Raw genomic sequence first — 17230 nt, 5'->3', positions numbered from 1 at the left:
CGCCACAGGGAAGGAAACGAGAAGCCCCCGGCGAGCCGGGGGCGAGTGCGTTGCGTATCGTTTCGGTGCGGGTTACGGCAGGGCCGGAACCTCGAATTCGGGCATTTCGCCGGTGAGGGAGTGCAGGAAGGCGACGATGTCGTCGACGGTCTCTTCTTCGAGGTCGCGGTTGAGCATCTCCTGGCCCATGATGGTCACGGCTTCCTCGAGAGTTTCGGTAGCGCCGTTGTTCATGTAGGGATAGGTGACGGCCACGTTGCGCAGTGTCGGGGTGCGGAACTTGTGGCGATCCGCTTCGTCGCCGGTGACGTCGAAGCGGCCCACGTCGGTGGAGCCCGGCACCTGGATGGCGTGGAAGTTGCTGTCGGTGAGCGCTGGGCCACGGTGACAGGCGATGCAGCCGTTGTCCACGAAGGCCACCATGCCGTCTTTCTGCTGCTGGCTGAGCGCTTCCAGGTCGCCGCGCAGGTAGCGGTCGAACGGCGAGTCGGGCGTGTTGAGGGTGCGTTCGAAGCTGGCGATGGCCTTGGCCAGGTTGTCGGCGTTGATGGGATCCTCGGCATCCGGGTAGGCGGCGGCGAACTTCTCCTGATAGACGTCGAAGCCTTCCAGGCGCTCCAGAGCCTGCTCGAGGTCCATGGCCATTTCCACGTCCGCCTCGATCGGTCCCAGCGCCTGGCCTTCCAGATCGGGTTCGCGGCCGTCCCAGAACTGGGAGCCCAGGAAGCCGGCGTTGAGCACCGTGGGCGTGTTGCGTGCGCCGATCTGGCCGTCATGACCGGTGGCGCGCGGAATGCGATCGCTCCAGCCCAGCGCTGGGTTATGGCAGGTGGCACAGCTGATCACGCCGCTGGAGGAGATGCGCGGCTCGAAGAACAGCATGCTGCCGAGTTCGACCTTCTCTTCCGTCAACGAGTTGTCGGCGGGAATCGGCGGTAGGTGGGGCAGCGGCTCGAAGCGGTCGCGGTAATCGCCGAGTCCGTCGTCGGCCACGGCGGTACCGGCGGCGAGGGTGCTGCCGAGGGCGACGGCGGCGACGAGGCGAGCCGGTTTCAGCATGGCGGCATGGATCATGATCGTTCTCCCTGATGGTCGGTGGTCACGGCGCTTTGGTCTTTTTTCCCACTATTTGGTGGGGTTGCATCGTGTGCCGAAGACAGGTTATGGCTCGCACTTGATCATTATCAACCAAGCACAATACTCGGATAACGAGGCTCCTTGCTCCAGGTCAAGTTTTCGCTCGAGCCGTTGCCGGAGTACTGGACAGTCTCTGTACGAGGTGGTGACACTGCCCGCTCCAGGAGCGCCCAGGAGGATCCATGTCTCGCTATCGCTATCCGGCCCTGCCGGAATCCGAGGTGACGCCCAAGGCGCTGTTCGATGCACGGCGTCGCTTCCTGCGACGCGGGGTTGCCCTGGGGGCGGCAGCGGCGGCACCGGGGTTGTTGTGGCCGCGCGATGCCGCGGCCTGGCGGGAGGCGTTGCAAGGTCGGCTGGACGACGACTTGGACACTCGGCGGCTGGCGGGTGGCGAGGCGACGACCGACTACGAGGATGCCACCAGCTACAACAACTTCTATGAGCTCGGCAACCGCAAGAGCGATCCAGAGGTCTTCGCTCACAAGCTCGTCACCGATCCTTGGTCGCTGACCGTCGAGGGCGAGGTGGACAAGCCCGGTACGCTGGCTCTGGAGGACGTGCTGGCCAGAGAGACTCTGGAAGAGCGCATCTATCGCCTGCGCTGCGTGGAGGCCTGGTCCATGGTCATCCCATGGATCGGCTTTCCGCTGCGCGACCTGCTCGAACGTCACGGGCCCACGTCGCGGGCCAAGTACGTGCTTTTCGAAGCGATCCACGACCCCGACAATCTGCGTGGACAGCGCCGCTCGATCCTCGACTGGCCCTACCGCGAGGCGCTGCGCATCGACGAGGCGATGCACCCGCTGACGCTGCTGGCGGTGGGCATGTACGGCGAGATCATGCCCAATCAGAACGGTGCGCCGATTCGTCTCGTCGTGCCCTGGAAGTACGGCTTCAAGAGCATCAAGTCGGTGGTGCGCATCGCCTTGACGGAAGAGCGACCTACGCCCTCATGGGTGGCGCAGAATCCCGAAGAGTACGGCTTCTACGCCAACGTCAATCCCCACGTCGACCATCCCCGCTGGACCCAGGCTCGCGAGCGGCGCATCGGCGAGCGCGGCAAGCGCGAGACGCTGATGTTCAACGGCTACGGCGACGAAGTGGCCGACCTCTATTCCGGCATGGACCTCGATCGCCACTACTGAGCCGGAATTTCCATTCCGTGACGCAAGGAGAGGGGATGCTCAGCGCGCGATCCTGCATTACCGCCTTTCGCCTGCTGGTGCTGGCTGGCTGTGCCACGCCGGGCCTGTGGATCGGCTGGCAGTGGTTCTATGGCGATCTGGGTGCAGTGCCCAGCGAAGCGGTCGTGCATTTCACTGGCCGTACCGGTCTGATCCTGCTGCTCACCACCATCGCCTTCGGCCCGGCGTTCCGCCTCACCGGCTGGGTGGGCTTCATGATCGCGCGCCGTCAGATCGGCCTGTGGGCGTTCTTCTGGCTACTCGCTCACATGCTGAGCTGGATCGGACTGGATCAGTACTGGGACTGGCCGTGGATCGTCAAGGACATGGTCGACCTTCCCTACGTTCGCTACGGCGTGGCGGGATTGACGCTGCTGGTTCCGCTCGCGGTCACTTCGTTCAAGCGGGTGCGTCAGGCAATGGGAGAGCATGCTTGGCACTGGCTGCATCGCCTCGTCTACGTCTCCGCCGCGCTGGGGGTCACGCATTTGTGGATCCTGACTCGGGCGGACTACCTCATGCCCAGTCTCTTCCTGGCGGTGCTGCTATTGCTGGTCGCGTTCCGCATCGTCGATGCCATCCTGCATCGCCAGTGAGCCGTGCCTTCTTCTAGCCTCTCGGTGGGCGGTCGTGAGGCTCGCATCGCCCGAAGCGGATGTCCGGGCGATGCGTGTCGGCCTACTGCGTGGTGACCAGCAGTACTACGCTGAGTGCCGCGGAGACCCACATGGCCGGTTTGATGGCGGACAGGCGACCGGTGCACAGCTGGATCATCACGAAGCTCAGGAAGCCGAAAGCGATGCCGAGAGTGATCGAGTAGGTCAGCGGCATCAGAATGATGGCCAGGAAGGCCGGAAACGCCTGCTCGAAGCGTGACCACTCTATCTTGCCGATCGGGGCCATCATGAACAGCCCCACCAGCACCAGCGCCGGCGCCGTGGCGATGCTGGGTACCAGAGACAGCAGCGGCGACAGGAACAGGAAGGGCAGGAAGAGCAGGGCGATGACCACGGCGACCAGCCCCGTGCGTCCACCCTGGGCGACCCCGGCGCCGGATTCGATGAAGGTCTGGGCGGCGCTGGTGCCGAGCGGGGCGGCGATCATCGAAGCGAAGGCATCCACGGTCATTGAGCGCTTGAGGTTACGCGGGTTGCCGTCCTTGTCCTTGAGGTCGGCCGACTCGGAGAGCGCCATGAAGCACGACAGCGCATCGAAGAAGTTGGTGAACAGCATCACGAAGATGAACGGCAGGTAGGCGACCTCGAGCGCTCCCCAGATGTCCACCTGCATCACTGCGCCGAAGTCGGGCCAGGCGGCCAGACCGCTCCATTCCACCACGACATCTCCGCCCCATAGCCGCCCCATGGGCGTTGCCAGCAGCGTGGTCAGGGCGATGCCCAGGATCAGCGCACCGTTGAAGCGCAGGATCACGAGGATCGCCGTGGCCATCATGCCGATGAAGAAGGTGATCAGGGAGGGTTCGAAGCTCCCCAGTGTGACCAGGGTGGCGTCGCTGCCGACGATGAAGCCGGCGTTCTTGAAGCCGATGAAGGTGATGAACAGCCCGATGCCGCAGGTGATGGCGTAGCGCAGCGAGGCGGGAATCGCCTCGATGATCGCCTTGCGCACGTTGAACACCGCCAGCGTCGCAAACAGCACCCCGGACCAGAAGACGCAGCCGAGTGCCACCTCCCAGGAGAGGCCGGCGCCGAGCACCAGGGTGTAGGTGAACAGGGCATTCATGCCCATGCCCGGGGCCACCAGGATCGGGTTTCGTGCATAGAGTCCCATGGCCAGACTACTCATGAAACTGATCAGCACGGTGGCGGAGAGGGCCGCCGAGAAGGGGATTCCGGCATCGGAAAGAATCGCCGGGTTCACCACGATGATGTACATCGAGGCCAGGAAGGTGGCGATACCGGCGAGTATCTCGGTGCGCAGGGACGAGCCGCGTCGGGTCACGCCGAAGTAGCGGTCCAGCCAGTGGGGATCGGAGGGACGGGAGGCCGCGCCCTGATCGGCAAGGGGAGTCGAGGTTGGTTCCATAGCGGGGATCCCTTGTTGTTGGAGTGGGAGTGCCGTGAACGCCTTGCATTGACCGAATGGTCAGAAGGCATGGGCACAGCCTAGCTGGGTATTGACCGTTTGGACAGGTGTGCTGCGACCAATGTGGTATACGCGACTTCAACGCCGGGGATACAGAGAGGTTCTTGACGATCGTTCCATTCTGTGGGGATTTCGAGAGTGTTAATCACGCTATGGACGCAGAAAACCGAGTCGCCGCTTGCTAAAGAGCGGCGATTCGGTGGATCTCAGCCGCCGTGGCTGACGTTTCTGTATACGAGATTCTCTCAGCCGGCGCGGCGGTGTTGGCAAATGCCCCCCGCCCAGGCCTCGGCCACGCTGCGGTCGTCGCCCAGCATCATCAACGCGAAGAGGGTTTCGCCGAGGCTCCGGCAGCGCGACGTGCGTCGGGCGAGCAGTGGGGTGGCCTGCGGGTCGAGCACCACGAAGTCGGCGTCCATCCCCTTGGCCAGACGGCCGATGCGGTCGTCCAGCGACAGCGCTCGGGCGTTGCCCAGCGTGAGCCCGTAGAAGCCCTGCCAGGCAGTCAGCGGCTGGCCGCGCAGTTGGCCTACCTGATAAGCCGTCTTGAGAGTGGCCAGTCCCGAGAGATCGGTGCCGCCGCCCACGTCGCTGGCATAGCTGACGTTGAGGTCGGCCTCGCGGGCGGCCAGGCGGTCGAAGAGGCCGCTGCCCAGGAAGAGATTGGAACTGGGGCAGAAGGCCAGGTTGGCACCGCGGTTGGCGAGTCGTTCGCGCATCGCGCGGTCGAGGTGGATGCCGTGGGCGAAGGTACTGCGCGGCCCCACCAGACCGGACCGTTCGTAGACCTCGAGGTAGTCGCGACTCTCGGGGAACAGTTCCGCCACCCAGTCCAGCTCGCCGGTGTTTTCGGCGAGGTGGGTTTGCAGCCACAGGGTCGCGTCGTTGCGCAACAGCCCTCCGGCGGCATCGAGCTGCCCGCGGGTGGAGGTCGGGGCGAAGCGCGGTGTCACGCTGTAGCCGAGGCGTTCCCTGCCGTGCCAGTCGGCGATCAGGCGTTCGGTGTCGCGGATGCCACCTTGGGTGTCGTCGGTGAGCGCTTCCGGCGCATGGCGGTCCATCAGCACCTTGCCGGCGAGCATGCACAGGCCGCGGCGCTGGCTCGCCGTGAAGAAGGCATCTACGGAAACCGGATGGCTGGAGCAGAATACCTGGGCGGTGGTGGTGCCGACCCGCAGCATCTCGTCGAGGAAGGCGTCGGCCAGGCGCTCGGCATGCTCCCGTTCGGCGAAGCGGCATTCCTCGGGAAAGGTGTACTCGTTGAGCCAATCGAGCAACTGTCGGCCGTAGGAGGCCATGATCTCCAACTGCACGTAGTGTACGTGGCTGTCGATGAAACCGGGGGCGATCAGTTTGCCCCGGTGGTCGGTGACTTCGATGCCTTCGGGTAGCTCGGGTGCCAGGCGGGCATAGTCGTCGACGGCACGGATGCGGCCGTCCTCGATCCATAGGGCGCCGTCCGGGATGTGGCGCACGCTGCCCTCAGCCGGCGTGTCATTCTCGCCGGGGTCGGCGTCGAAACTCAGCAGTTCGGCGCGCAGTACGCGCGTATCGTGGGTCGTCATGAGGTCAGGCTCGTTGTCGATAGAATCTTACGCTTGCATGAGCATGGCACCGGAGCGGCCGGGGTCAGGTCGCAGCGAAGGTCATTTGCCATGGATGGCAAATGTAGCGCCCAAGGATGGGTTTGCAGCGCCTTCGCGAAGGCCTGGCCGCGGCATAGCTCCTGTCTAAAGAAGCCGCTAGCCAAATATCTGGCGCAGTTCAGCTGGATCGAGGCCGCGCTGGTCGGCGCGTTCGCCATGGCCCACCAGCGGTAGCAGCTCGGCGAGGGCGGCCAACGCGATGGCGTAGGGCGTCTTGTCGCCACCGGTGCCACCCGCCGCCGTGCCGATGGGGCAGCGTACCGTCGCCAGAGCGGCCTCATCGTGGCCGGCATCGACGAGCCGCGAACGGAAGCTAGCCCACTTGCTCCTGGAACCGATCAGGCCGATCGAGCCCATGTCGTCACGGTGGAGCAGGGCGTCGATCAGGGTGCGGTCCTCGGTGTGATCGTGGGTCAGCACCAGGGCGTGGCAGCCGGCGGGCAGAGCGGCCACCGCGGCGCCTGGGTCCGGTGCGTGGCGATACGTCAGGCGCGGCTGGTCGGCGGCCCAGTCGGGGAAGGCGTCGTCACGACTGTCGTGCCAGACTACCCGCCACGGCAGCGGCGCGCTCAGGCGCACGATCTCCTGTCCCACGTGGCCGGCCCCGAACACTGCCAGGCTAGCCTGGCTACCGGGGAAGACCTCCAGCAGGACGTTGACGAAGCCGCCACAGCACTGGCCGCTGCGTCCGCCGAGCGAGAAGGCCTCGAGGCTCATGCCGGCCTCGCTGCTCGCCAGCCGTTCGCGGGCCGCCGCGATGGTCTGCCATTCGAAGTTGCCGCCGCCCAGCGTATCGAAGACGGCGTCTGCGGTGATCACCATGCGCGCCCCGGGCTCGCGGGGCGTGGAGCCGGCGCTGGTCACCTGGGTGGCCAGCACGTGGGGCTGGCCCTCGCGCTGCAGGCGGTGCAGTGCGGCGTGCCAGGGTTCGGGTCGGACGCTCATGTCGCCTTCTCCTGCGACGGCACTCCCTGGGCATGGCGCGCGCGCAGCGCCTCGGCGGCCAGCAGTACCCGCTCAGGCGTTGCCGGGGTGTCGAGGCGTGGCGTCTCGCGATACTCGGCGAGGCTTGCCAGGGCGTCGCGCAGTGCCGACCACACCGCCATGCCGAGCATGAAGGGCGGTTCGCCGACTGCCTTGGAGCGGTAGATGCTGGCCATGGAGTTGGGGTGGCCTTCCATCAGCTCGACGTTGAACACCGGGGGCAGGTCGCCGAAGGTGGGGATCTTGTAGGTCGCCGGGCCATCGGAGAGCAGCCGACCGGTCTCGTTCCACTTCAGTTCCTCGCTGGTCAGCCAGCCCACGCCCTGGATGAAACCGCCCTCGACCTGGCCCATGTCGATGGCGGGGTTCAGGGAATCACCGACGTCGTGGAGAATGTCGACCCGGTCCACCTGGTATTCGCCGGTGAGAGTGTCCAGGCTGACCTCCGCGACGGCGGCGCCGAAAGCGTAGTAGTAGAAGGGGCGCCCCTGGCCGGTGGCGCGGTCGTAGTGGATCAGCGGGGTAGCGTAGAAGCCCTTTTCGGAGAGCGAGATACGATTCAGGTAAGCTGCCTGGACCAGCTCGCCCCAGGGGATGCGGCGCTCGCTCTCGCCGAGGCCGGCGACCAGGTATCCCTCCTCCAGGCGCATGTCTTCGCGGTCCAGCCCCTGGTCCTCGTAGAGATGCTCGTGGGCGAAATCGAACAGGCGCTGCTTGAGCCTGACGCAGGCATCGCGAGCGGCCTGGCCGTTCAAGTCGGCACCGCTGGAGGCCGCGGTGGGTGAGGTGTTGGGCACCTTGTCGGTGCGCGTGGCGGTGATGCGTACGGTGCCGAGGTCGAGACCGAGCTCACGAGCGACTACCTGGCAGATCTTGGTATGCAGACCCTGGCCCATCTCGGTGCCGCCGTGGTTGATCTGCACGCTGCCGTCGGTATAGACGTGCAACAGCGCGCCGGCCTGGTTGAGATGCTTGGCGGTGAAGGAGATGCCGAATTTCACCGGGGTGAGTGCCAGGCCGCGCTTGATGACGGGGCTCTCGGCGTTGAAGTCGGTGATGGCGTGACGTCGCGTCCAGTAGTCGCTGCTGGCTTCGAGCCGTTCGACGAGCTCGTGCAGCAGGCCGATCTGGTCCACCTGTTGGCCGTAATGGGTGGTCTGGCGGCCGGGGCGGTAGAAGTTGCGCTTGCGTATCGTCAGCGGATCTTCGCCGATACGCCGAGCGATGTCGTCCATCGCTGCTTCGATCGCCATCATGCCCTGGGGGCCGCCGAAGCCGCGAAAGGCGGTGTTGGATGCGGTGTGCGTGCGGGCACGGTGGCCGGTGACGCGGGCTTCGCCCAGCGAGTAGGCGTTGTCGCTGTGGAACATGGCGCGGTCGACGATGGCCTCGGAGAGATCCGGCGAGTAGCCGCAGTCGCCGATCACGGTGATCTCGCCGCCCTGGATGACGCCCGCCTCATCGATGCCCAGCCGATAGCGGTTGTTGAAGGGATGGCGCTTCCCGGTGACGCGCATGTCCTCGGCGCGCGGCAGGCGGATGCGGGTGGTGCGCCCGGTACGCCGGGCCACCAGTGCGGCGATGCAGGCCCAGGGCGAGGCCTGGGTCTCCTTGCCGCCGAAGCCTCCCCCCATGCGGCGTACCTCCACGGTGACGGCGTGAAAGGGAATGCCCAGCACCTCGGCGACCAGCTTCTGGGTCTCGCTGGGGTGCTGGTTGGAGGTGTGGACGATGACGCCCTCGTCTTCGGTGGGCTGGACCAGGCAGGCCTGCCCTTCGAGATAGAAGTGCTCCTGACCGCCGACGAACTGCTCGGCCTCGATGACATGGGCGGCATCGGCCAGCGCTCGCTCCCAGTCGCCGCTCTGCTGGACGTGGGTGGGGCGCACGAACTCGCCGCGCTCGGCGGCCGCGACTGGATCGAGGCTCGCCGGTCGTTCGTCGATCTCGGCGACTCCCTCGGCCATTGCCGCGTTGACGGCCTCGCGGGCGGCACGATGGCTCTCGGCGGCCACGGCGAACAGCACCTGGCCGGCGTAGCTGATCGTATCCGATACGAACAGCGGATCGCCGGGGAATACCGGACCGATGTCGGTGTGGCCGGGCACGTCATGGAAACCGACCGCGTCCACCACGCCAGGCATGGCACGGACCTTCGCCAGATCGAGCCGGGTCAGTCGGCCATGGGCCACCGGCGAGAGACCGAGTGCCAAGTGGAGGCAGTCCGCCGGCGCCTTGAGGTCGTCGATGTAGGCGGCGCGGCCGGTGACGTGCTTGACCGCGCTCTCGTGGGCCTGGGCATGTCGGTTTCCGGCCACGGCGCGCGTATCGGCCTCCCTGGCCAGCGGACCATCGCCCTCGATTCGGCCCCGCTGCGTCTCGCGGCTGCGTGCCGCCGTTTGGTCGAGGTCGGCCGTTTCGCCGGCCGGGCTATCCAGCTTAGTGAGCGTACGCATGGAGCATCACCTCCCGGGACGTATCGGAGTCTTGTTTCGCGATGACCAGGCGCAGACGTTCGAGCAGGTTGGCGGCCGACAGCTGCCGATAGTGGTCGCTGCCGCGGACGTCGGACATCGGTTGGAAATCGTCGCCGAGAGCCTGGCGCGCGGCCCGGAAGGCGGCCGCCGTGGGCGGTTGGCCCTCCAGAGCGGCCTCGGCCTGTGCAGCCCGTTTGGGCGTCGCGGCCATGCCACCGAAGGCGAGGCGCACGTTGCGCAGGATGCCCGCCTCGAGCTGCCAGGCGAAGGCGCCGAGCACGGCGGAGATGTCGTCCTCGCGTCGTTTGGAGAGCTTCCACACCTTGAGGTGGCACTCCGCTTCGGGTCTGGGCAGAAAGACTGCGCGGATGGTCTCGCCCTCGCGCAGTGCCGTCTGCTTGTAGCCGAGGAAGAAGTCGTCGAGCGGCAGCTCGCGTTCGCCCTCCGGGCCGGCCAGCCACAGGCGCGAGCCGAGCGCCAGCAGCACCGGTGGGGTATCGCCGATGGGCGAGGCATTGGCGATGTTGCCGCCCAGGGTGCCGCGGTTGCGGATCTGGGCCGAGCCCAGTCGATGCAGCAGGTGGGCGAAGGGCTCGACGTTTTCCTCGAGTAGCGGTTCGAGGCGAGCATAGGTAACGGCCGCGCCGATCCACCAGCCATGGCGACCATCGTCCAGGGTGGTTTCCTCGATGGCGTTCAGTTCGGCGACGCGGGTCACGTCGATCAGTCGCTCGAAGCGCGTGAGCCGCTGAGTGACCTCGAGCCACAGGTCGGTGGCGCCGGCCACTAGGCGAGCCTCGGGATGGCGGCGCCGCAGTTCGACCAGCTCGGCCAGGGTCTCGGGCTGCGCGAAAGGTGCATCGGAAGACGGAGCGGCGGGGCGCGGTGCCGCGGCGTCGAGCCACTGGGGGCGTCGTTCGGGATGCTCGGTCATGGTCAGAGCGGCATCGCGGATCGGCCGGTATCCGGTGCAACGGCACAGGTTCCCGCCGAGCGCTGCCTCGAGCCGCTGTGGGGTGAGCGGCGCCAGGTCCCCGCCGCGCTGCGCCTCGTGCAGGGTGAACAGCGACATCACGATGCCCGGCGTGCAGAAGCCGCACTGGCTGCCATGACAGGCGACCATGGCGGCTTGGGCAGGATGCAGGTCGTCGCCATCGGCCAGTCCCTCGACGGTCACCAGATGACGACCGTTGAGCTGGTGGGCCGGGGTGATGCAGGCGTTGGCGCTGCGGTAGTGCAGCCGGCCGTCTGCATCGGTCTCGCCGATGGCTACGGTACAGGCGCCGCAATCGCCGCTGGCGCACCCCTCCTTGGTGCCGGTCTGGCCGAGGTTCTCGCGCAGCATCTCCAGCACGCTGGTATCGGGCGAGGCCGCACAGTGGCGGGGCTGCCCGTTGAGCAGGAAGTCGATCATCGCCGTCTCTTCTTGTCAGGCTTGTGGTGGAACGTCGTGGGTCGACGGAGTCAGGGTCCGATGGTTGTTTCGATGCGTTGACCGAATGGTCAGGATGTTTTCAGCATGGGTCAGATTGCCGCACTTTGCAAGGGCCTGTGAGGCCGAGCTGGGACAGGGCCATCGGCGTTGGTCGGTTGACTCGGTGCCGATCCGTTTCGACCTGTCCCCGGCGCACCTCGTCGTGTTCGACGGCGATTGACTGCGCGCCGGAGCCGGCGTTTGCAGGAAGGCCGGCGCTCAGGCACTCTCTTGCCTTCCAAGCAGGCGGGGTATGTCGATGTCGGAGCTGCCAGAAACCGAAGACGTGAATGAACCGCAGACGATGGCCGCGAGCAACGGTGCCACGCGGGCGCGCAACGAGCGCGAGATTCTCGCCGCCGCCGAGCGGGTCTTCGCTCGTCACGGCTACAGGGGGGCCAGCGTGCAGGCCATCGCCGAGGCGGCGGGGCTGCCCAAGTCCAACGTGCTCTATTACATGGGCAGCAAGCGCGGCCTCTATGTGCGTTTGCTCGAGCGCATGATGGCGCGCTGGAACGCCCTGCTCGACGACATCTCGGTGGATGACGACCCGGCCGAGGTGCTCGAGGCCTTCATCCGCAGCAAGATGCAGCTCTCGCGTCGCCACCCGGAGGGCTCGCGCCTGTTCGCGGCCGAGATCCTCGGCGGCGCTCCTTTCCTGCAGGCCTATCTGAGCGGCGAACTGCGCGACTGGGTCCAGGCACGCGCGCGCATCTTCGAGCAGTGGGCCGAGAGTGGCCTGATGGACCCGGTCGATCCGGTGTGGCTGATTTTCCTGATCTGGTCGGCGACCCAGCACTACGCCGACTTCGAAGCCCAGGTGCTCGGCATCACCGGCAAGGATGAACTCAGCGATGCCGACGTCGAGGAGATCACCGCCTTCCTGACCCGGGTGATTCTCAAGGGCTGCGGGGTCCGGTCGCGCGAGTCATGACGTTGCCGGGATCGCGATGACAGCCCTGCCGATCGACGCTCGCCTCGACGCCATCCGTGAAGCGCTGCGCGGGCACTCCCGTGCGCTGCTGGTCGCCGAACCCGGTGCCGGCAAGACCACTCGCGTACCGTTGGCTCTGCTCGACGAGCCCTGGTGTCGCGGCGGCAAGCTGCTGCTGCTGGAGCCGCGCCGCGTTGCTGCACGGCTGGCCGCCGGCTTCATGGCGGACACGCTCGGTGAGGCGGTTGGCCGAACCGTCGGCTATCGCCTGCGTGGCGAAAGCCGCACGGGCCCCTGCACACGGCTGGAAGTGGTGACTCAAGGCGTGCTGACGCGCATGATCCAGGACGATCCGTTGCTCGACGGCGTGGCCGGGATCCTGTTCGATGAGTTCCACGAGCGCAGCCTCGAGGCGGACCTGGGGCTGGCCCTGGCTCTGGATGCCCAGTCGGTGCGTGACGACCTGCGACTGCTGGTGATGTCGGCCACCCTGGATGTCGAGGCTCTGCTGGCGGTGCTGGGTGCGGCCACCCCCGTCATCGACTGTCCGGGGCGCAGTTTTCCCGTCGAGACGCGCTATCGACTCTTGAACGGCCACGTCGATGCAGCCGGCCAGCAGGCTCGAGTCGTACTCGAGGCGTTGGCGGCGCAGGAGGGCGATGCCCTGGTGATCCTGCCCGGCGTGGCCGAGATTCGCCGCCTGTCCCGCGAGCTGGCTCAGCGAGCGCCCGATCTGACGATCCATGAGCTGCACGGCCGACTGCCGCTGGAGGTCCAGCGCAGGGCGCTGCGTCCCGATCCGCGAGGTTGGCGTCGGGTGGTGCTGGCCACTGCCATCGCCGAGTCGAGCGTCACTGTGGATGGCGTACGTATCGTCGTCGATGCCGGCCTGGAGCGGGTGCCGGTGTTCCAGCCGCGCACCGGCTTGACCCGCCTGGAGACGCGGCGGGTCAATCGGGCCAGTGCCGATCAGCGTCGCGGCCGTGCAGGGCGACAGGGGGCGGGACTGTGCGTGCGGCTGTGGCCCGAGGAACAGCCGCTCGTGCCTCACGGCGAGCCGGAGATCCGCCAGGCGGACTTGGCACCGCTCGCCTTCGAACTGGCACGCTGGGGCATCGTCGATCCGACGTCTCTCGCCTGGGTCACGCCGCCGCCCGAGGCAGCGTTGGCAGCCGGGCGCGAGCTTTTGGCACGTCTCGGCGTGCTCGATACCGCTTCTCTCCTGACCGATCTGGGACGTGCCTGTGCTCGCTGGCCGACCCATCCGCGCCTGGCCGTGATGCTCGAGCGAGCCGCCGAGTTCGGCGCGCGGCCTCTGGCCTGTGCGCTGGTCGCCCTGCTGGAAGGACGCGATGTCGACCGCGAGCGCGACATCGAGGTCGCCTTGCAAGTGCGGCTGGCAGCTCCGCGCGATCATCGACAATGGCTGCGCGATGCCGAGCGCCTGGCTCGCATCGGTGGCTGCCGGCTCGAGGTGGCGAGTCTGAAGCCGCTGGGCGAACTGCTGGCGCTGGCCTATCCGGAGCGCATTGCCCAACGCCTCGAGCCAGGGCGCTTTCGCCTGGCCAGCGGTGGCCTGGCCGTGCTGCCCGAGTCGCATCCCTTGGCCCACGCCGCCCTGCTGGTGGCCGTAGAACTCGACGGCGAGGCGAGTGGGGCGCGCATCTTTCGCAGCGTGGCTCTCGATGCCGAGCGATTGACGGCACTGTATCCGGAAACCGCGACCTGGCAGTCGCGAATCGAGTGGTCCGAGGCGCAGGGTCGGTTGGTCGGTGAGCGGGTCCGCGGCCTGGGTGCGGTGGTGCTGGCGCGTAAACCGTTGACCGACATGCCGACCGACGCGGTACGCGGGGCACTGCTGGACGCCCTGCGTCGTCGCGGGGGACTGCCCTTCGGTGAGGCGGCCGACCAGCTGCGCGGACGGGTAGCCCTGTTGCGTCGCGAGTTCGGCGAGACCTGGCCGGACTGGTCGATGGCGGCGCTGCTCGAGCGGCTCGAAGACTGGCTGGGGCCTTATCTGGAGGGTATCACCCGGCTGGATGCCATCGACACGCTGCCCCTGGAGCGCTACCTGCTCGACACCCTCGACTGGCCGCTGCGTCGTCGTCTCGAGGAACTGGTTCCCGAACGGCTGGCGGTGCCTAGCGGGTCGCACGCGCGTCTCGACTATACGCCCTGCCTCGAGGGCAACGAGCCGGTACTGGCCGTCAAGCTTCAGGAGACGTTTGGATGGCGGAGTTCGCCATGCATTGCCGATGGTCGCGTGCCGGTGCTGTTGCATCTACTCTCGCCGGCGCGCCGGCCGCTTCAGGTCACCACCGACCTGGCGAGCTTCTGGGCCAACGCCTACCCGCAGGTACGCAAGGAGATGCGCGGCCGCTACCCCAAGCACCCGTGGCCGGAAGACCCGCTCGGCGCCGAAGCCACGGCCCGGACCAAGCGGCGGGGATAGGAAGTGCTATCTCTGCGTGCCTGCATGCTCGTGGACGTCCTCGGTCCGGCGGGCCGTTGTCGGCTCTCGGCTCGAGGCGCGGAGTCGCAGCACCCATTTCTCCAGCTCGACGGCCAGGTAGATGGCCATGCCGCCCGCGAGGATCGCCAGCCAGTGGTCTAGGCCCAGAGCGGCGCTGCCGAAAATCAGCTGCATGAAGGGCAGATAGGTCCAGCCCAGCTGCAGGGCCATCACCAGTCCGATGGCGAGCCATACCGGCCGGCTGCCGAAAAGGCCATGCAAGGATAGGGTGCTGCCGAGCAGGAAGCGGCTGTTGATCAAATAGGCAGCACTGCCGGTCACCAGCATGTTCACTGCGCCGGCGCGAGCCATTTCGAGACTGCCGCCCTGACGTTCGCCGATCCACCAGAAGATACCGAATACGCTGATCAGAAGCAGGATCGAGACGAACAGCACGCGCCACAGCAGGAAGAGATCGAGCAGAGCGGCGTTGGGGTCGCGGGGCGCGCGCTGCATCAAGTTGCGCTCGCCCGCCTCGAAGGCCAGGGCGAGCCCGAGTGTCACTGCCACCACCATGTTGACCCACAGGGCTTGTAGCGGCGTCACCGGCAGCTCGCCGCCGGCCAGCACGGCGAGCATGATGGCCAGCCCCTGGCCACCATTGGTGGGCAACAGGAAGGTAATGGTCTTGCGGATGTTGTCGTAGACCTTGCGACCCTCCCGGATGGCGCCGACGATGGTGGCGAAGTTGTCGTCGGCGAGCACCATCTCGGCGGCTTCCTTCGCCGCTTCGGTGCCCTGAATGCCCATGGCCACGCCGACGTCGGCGCGCTTGAGTGCCGGGCCGTCGTTGACGCCATCGCCGGTCATGGCGCAGATACCGCCGTGAGCCTGCATCGCCCGCACCAGGCGCAGCTTGTGTTCCGGTGCCGCTCGGGCGAAGACGTCCACTTCGAGAATGCACGCCTCGAGCGCCTCGTCGGACATGGCTTCCACCTCGCGGCCGGTCAGAGCGCGCTCGGTATGGGCGAAACCGAGCTGGCGGGCGATGGCCAGGGCGGTGACGGCATGGTCGCCGGTGACCATCACCGGGCGAATGCCGGCGCTGAGGCATTGCTTCACCGCCTCAATGGCCTCCTCGCGGGGCGGGTCGAGCAGGCCGATCAAGCCGAGCAGAATCAGCCCCTCCTCGGCGTGAGCATCGGTCAATTCCGCGATGTCATGGATCGGTTTCTCGGCAAGCGCCAGGACGCGCAGACCGCGGGCGGAGAGCGCATGGATGCGGGCTTCCCACGCCTCGCGATCGAGATCGACGTCTCCGCTGTCGGTGCGCACCCGATGACACATCTCCAGCAGTCGGTCCGGGGCTCCCTTGACCAGCAGCCGTCGCTCGCCTTTCTCCTCGTGCAGGGTGGCCATGTACTGGCGCTCGGACTCGAACGGAATGGCGTCGTGGCGGTCATGGTCGTTACGCAGAGTCGTCGCGTCGAGGCCGGCCTTGGCGGCGGCCACCACCAGAGCGCCTTCGGTTGGGTCGCCGTGGATGATCCAGCGACCGTCGTCCCGGACCAGTTCGGCGTCGTTGCACAGTACGCCCACCTCGAGGAAGTGGCGGAGTGCATGGCATTCGTCGGGGTCGAGCGCGTGCGGCTCGGGCTCGTCGCCGCGGACCGTGTGGAATCGGCCTTCCGGGCTGAAGCCGACGCCCGAGATGCGGACTTCGCCTTCCGGCAGCCAGATCGCCAGGGCGGTCATCTCGTTGCGGGTCAGCGTGCCGGTCTTGTCGGTGAAGATGGTGGAGATCGAGCCCAGGGTTTCGACGGCGGGCAGCCGCCTGATGATGGCGTTGCGCCGTGCCATGGCCTGTACGCCGAGTGCCAGGCCGATGGTGACGATGGCCGGCAGCCCTTCGGGAATGGCTGCCACCGCGAGGCCTACGGCGGCCATGAACATTGCCGTGACCGGCTCGTCGTGGACCAGAACTCCGAACAGAGCGGTGAAGGCGGCCGCCGCGAGAATGCACAGTGCCAGCACGCGTCCCGCCCGGTCCAGCTGCTGGAGCAGTGGGGTCCTGAGCTTGTCGACCTGGCGCAGCATCTCCGAGATACGGCCCAGCTCGGTCGCCTCGCCGGTGGCCACCACCAGCCCCCGGGCGGCTCCTTGCACGACCAGGGTGCCGGCATAGGCCATGCCGGTACGATCCCCGAGCTCGGCATCCTCTGCTGCGGGATCGATGCTCTTGTCGACGGGCGTCGACTCGCCGGTCAGCGCAGCTTCCTCGGTGCGCAGGCGCTTGGCTTCGAGCAGGCGCAGGTCGGCGGGAACGCGGTCGCCGCTCTCCACCAGCACCACATCGCCGGGCACCAGGTCTGCGGCCGGAACGACCTGGCGCTTGCCGTCGCGCAGCACCTTGGCTTGGGGCGAGAGCATGTCGCGGATGCTCTCCAGTGCATGTTCGGCCTTGCCCTCCTGGATGAAGCCGATCAGTGCAATGATCAGGACCACGCCGATGATGGCGGCGGCGTCCAGGGCGTGGCCGAGCCCTAGGCTCGCCAGGGCAGCCACGATCAGGATCAGCATCAGGAGATTGTCGAACTGCGTCAGTAGGCGCCGCCACCAGGGTCGAGCCCGTTCTTGCTGCAGCCGGTTGGGGCCGAACTCGGCCAGCCGCGAGGCGGCCTGCGTGGCGGAGAGGCCGTCGCGGGAGGCCTCCAGCTTCTCGAGAGTAGCGTCGCCCGAGAGGGCGTGCCAGGCGGTACGGGTGGAATCACGGCGTTCGGGCATCCCCTGTCTCCTGTCGCGGCGGTCGACGGATCGCGCCATGGACCACTAT

General features: G+C 67.1%; 11 protein-coding genes. 4 read left to right on the top strand and 7 right to left on the bottom strand.

Annotation, left to right across the window (positions count from 1 at the left end):
- Positions 1 to 72: 72 nt before the first annotated feature.
- Positions 73 to 1074 carry a cytochrome-c peroxidase gene (locus tag BLP96_RS11290; RefSeq protein WP_089686200.1) on the bottom strand — a complete coding sequence of 334 codons (1002 nt, stop codon included), beginning with the start codon at positions 1072 to 1074 and terminating at the stop codon, positions 73 to 75.
- 245 nt (positions 1075 to 1319) lie between these two features.
- Between BLP96_RS11290 and msrP the strand changes: the two genes are divergently transcribed.
- Both msrP and BLP96_RS11280 read left to right on the top strand, forming a co-directional pair.
- Complete coding sequence (msrP, locus tag BLP96_RS11285; protein WP_089686197.1) at positions 1320 to 2285, top strand: protein-methionine-sulfoxide reductase catalytic subunit MsrP; 966 nt, start codon at positions 1320 to 1322, stop codon at positions 2283 to 2285.
- A gap of 35 nt (positions 2286 to 2320) precedes the next feature.
- Positions 2321 to 2920 (top strand): protein-methionine-sulfoxide reductase heme-binding subunit MsrQ, encoded by a 600-nt coding sequence (locus BLP96_RS11280; protein WP_089686193.1) that lies wholly within the window; start codon positions 2321 to 2323, stop codon positions 2918 to 2920.
- Positions 2921 to 3002: 82 nt separating this feature from the next.
- On the opposite strand, the gene BLP96_RS11275 is transcribed toward BLP96_RS11280, so the two are convergent.
- From BLP96_RS11275 to xdhA, 5 genes are all read right to left on the bottom strand, one after another.
- Complete coding sequence (locus tag BLP96_RS11275) at positions 3003 to 4370, bottom strand: NCS2 family permease (RefSeq protein ID WP_089686191.1); 1368 nt, start codon at positions 4368 to 4370, stop codon at positions 3003 to 3005.
- 305 nt (positions 4371 to 4675) lie between these two features.
- A complete protein-coding gene (gene guaD, locus BLP96_RS11270) occupies positions 4676 to 5995 on the bottom strand; it encodes a guanine deaminase (RefSeq protein WP_089686189.1) in 1320 nt (439 codons plus the stop codon).
- 177 nt (positions 5996 to 6172) lie between these two features.
- Positions 6173 to 7021, bottom strand: coding sequence for a xanthine dehydrogenase accessory protein XdhC (xdhC, locus tag BLP96_RS11265; RefSeq protein WP_089686187.1), 849 nt, complete (start codon positions 7019 to 7021; stop codon positions 6173 to 6175).
- Entirely contained in the window at positions 7018 to 9516 is a 2499-nt protein-coding gene (xdhB, locus tag BLP96_RS11260; protein ID WP_089686185.1) for a xanthine dehydrogenase molybdopterin binding subunit, read from the bottom strand. The genes xdhC and xdhB overlap by 4 nt, the downstream gene beginning before the upstream one ends.
- Positions 9500 to 10951 (bottom strand): xanthine dehydrogenase small subunit, encoded by a 1452-nt coding sequence (gene xdhA, locus BLP96_RS11255; RefSeq protein WP_089686183.1) that lies wholly within the window; start codon positions 10949 to 10951, stop codon positions 9500 to 9502. The genes xdhB and xdhA overlap by 17 nt, the downstream gene beginning before the upstream one ends.
- Positions 10952 to 11315: 364 nt before the next feature.
- Here xdhA and BLP96_RS11250 point away from each other — a divergent pair, with 364 nt between their 5' ends.
- Both BLP96_RS11250 and hrpB read left to right on the top strand, forming a co-directional pair.
- A complete protein-coding gene (locus BLP96_RS11250) occupies positions 11316 to 11945 on the top strand; it encodes a TetR/AcrR family transcriptional regulator (protein ID WP_245682233.1) in 630 nt (209 codons plus the stop codon).
- 16 nt (positions 11946 to 11961) lie between these two features.
- On the top strand, positions 11962 to 14397 hold the full coding sequence (hrpB, locus tag BLP96_RS11245) for an ATP-dependent helicase HrpB (RefSeq protein ID WP_089686181.1): 2436 nt from the start codon (positions 11962 to 11964) through the stop codon (positions 14395 to 14397).
- Positions 14398 to 14403: 6 nt separating this feature from the next.
- Here hrpB and BLP96_RS11240 read toward each other — a convergent pair whose 3' ends face one another.
- A complete protein-coding gene (locus BLP96_RS11240) occupies positions 14404 to 17181 on the bottom strand; it encodes a cation-translocating P-type ATPase (RefSeq protein WP_089686179.1) in 2778 nt (925 codons plus the stop codon).
- Positions 17182 to 17230 lie beyond the last annotated feature (49 nt).

The organism is Billgrantia gudaonensis (assembly GCF_900100195.1).
GTDB classification, from domain to species: domain Bacteria; phylum Pseudomonadota; class Gammaproteobacteria; order Pseudomonadales; family Halomonadaceae; genus Halomonas; species Halomonas gudaonensis.
This window is presented reverse-complemented; position numbering and strand designations above follow the sequence as displayed.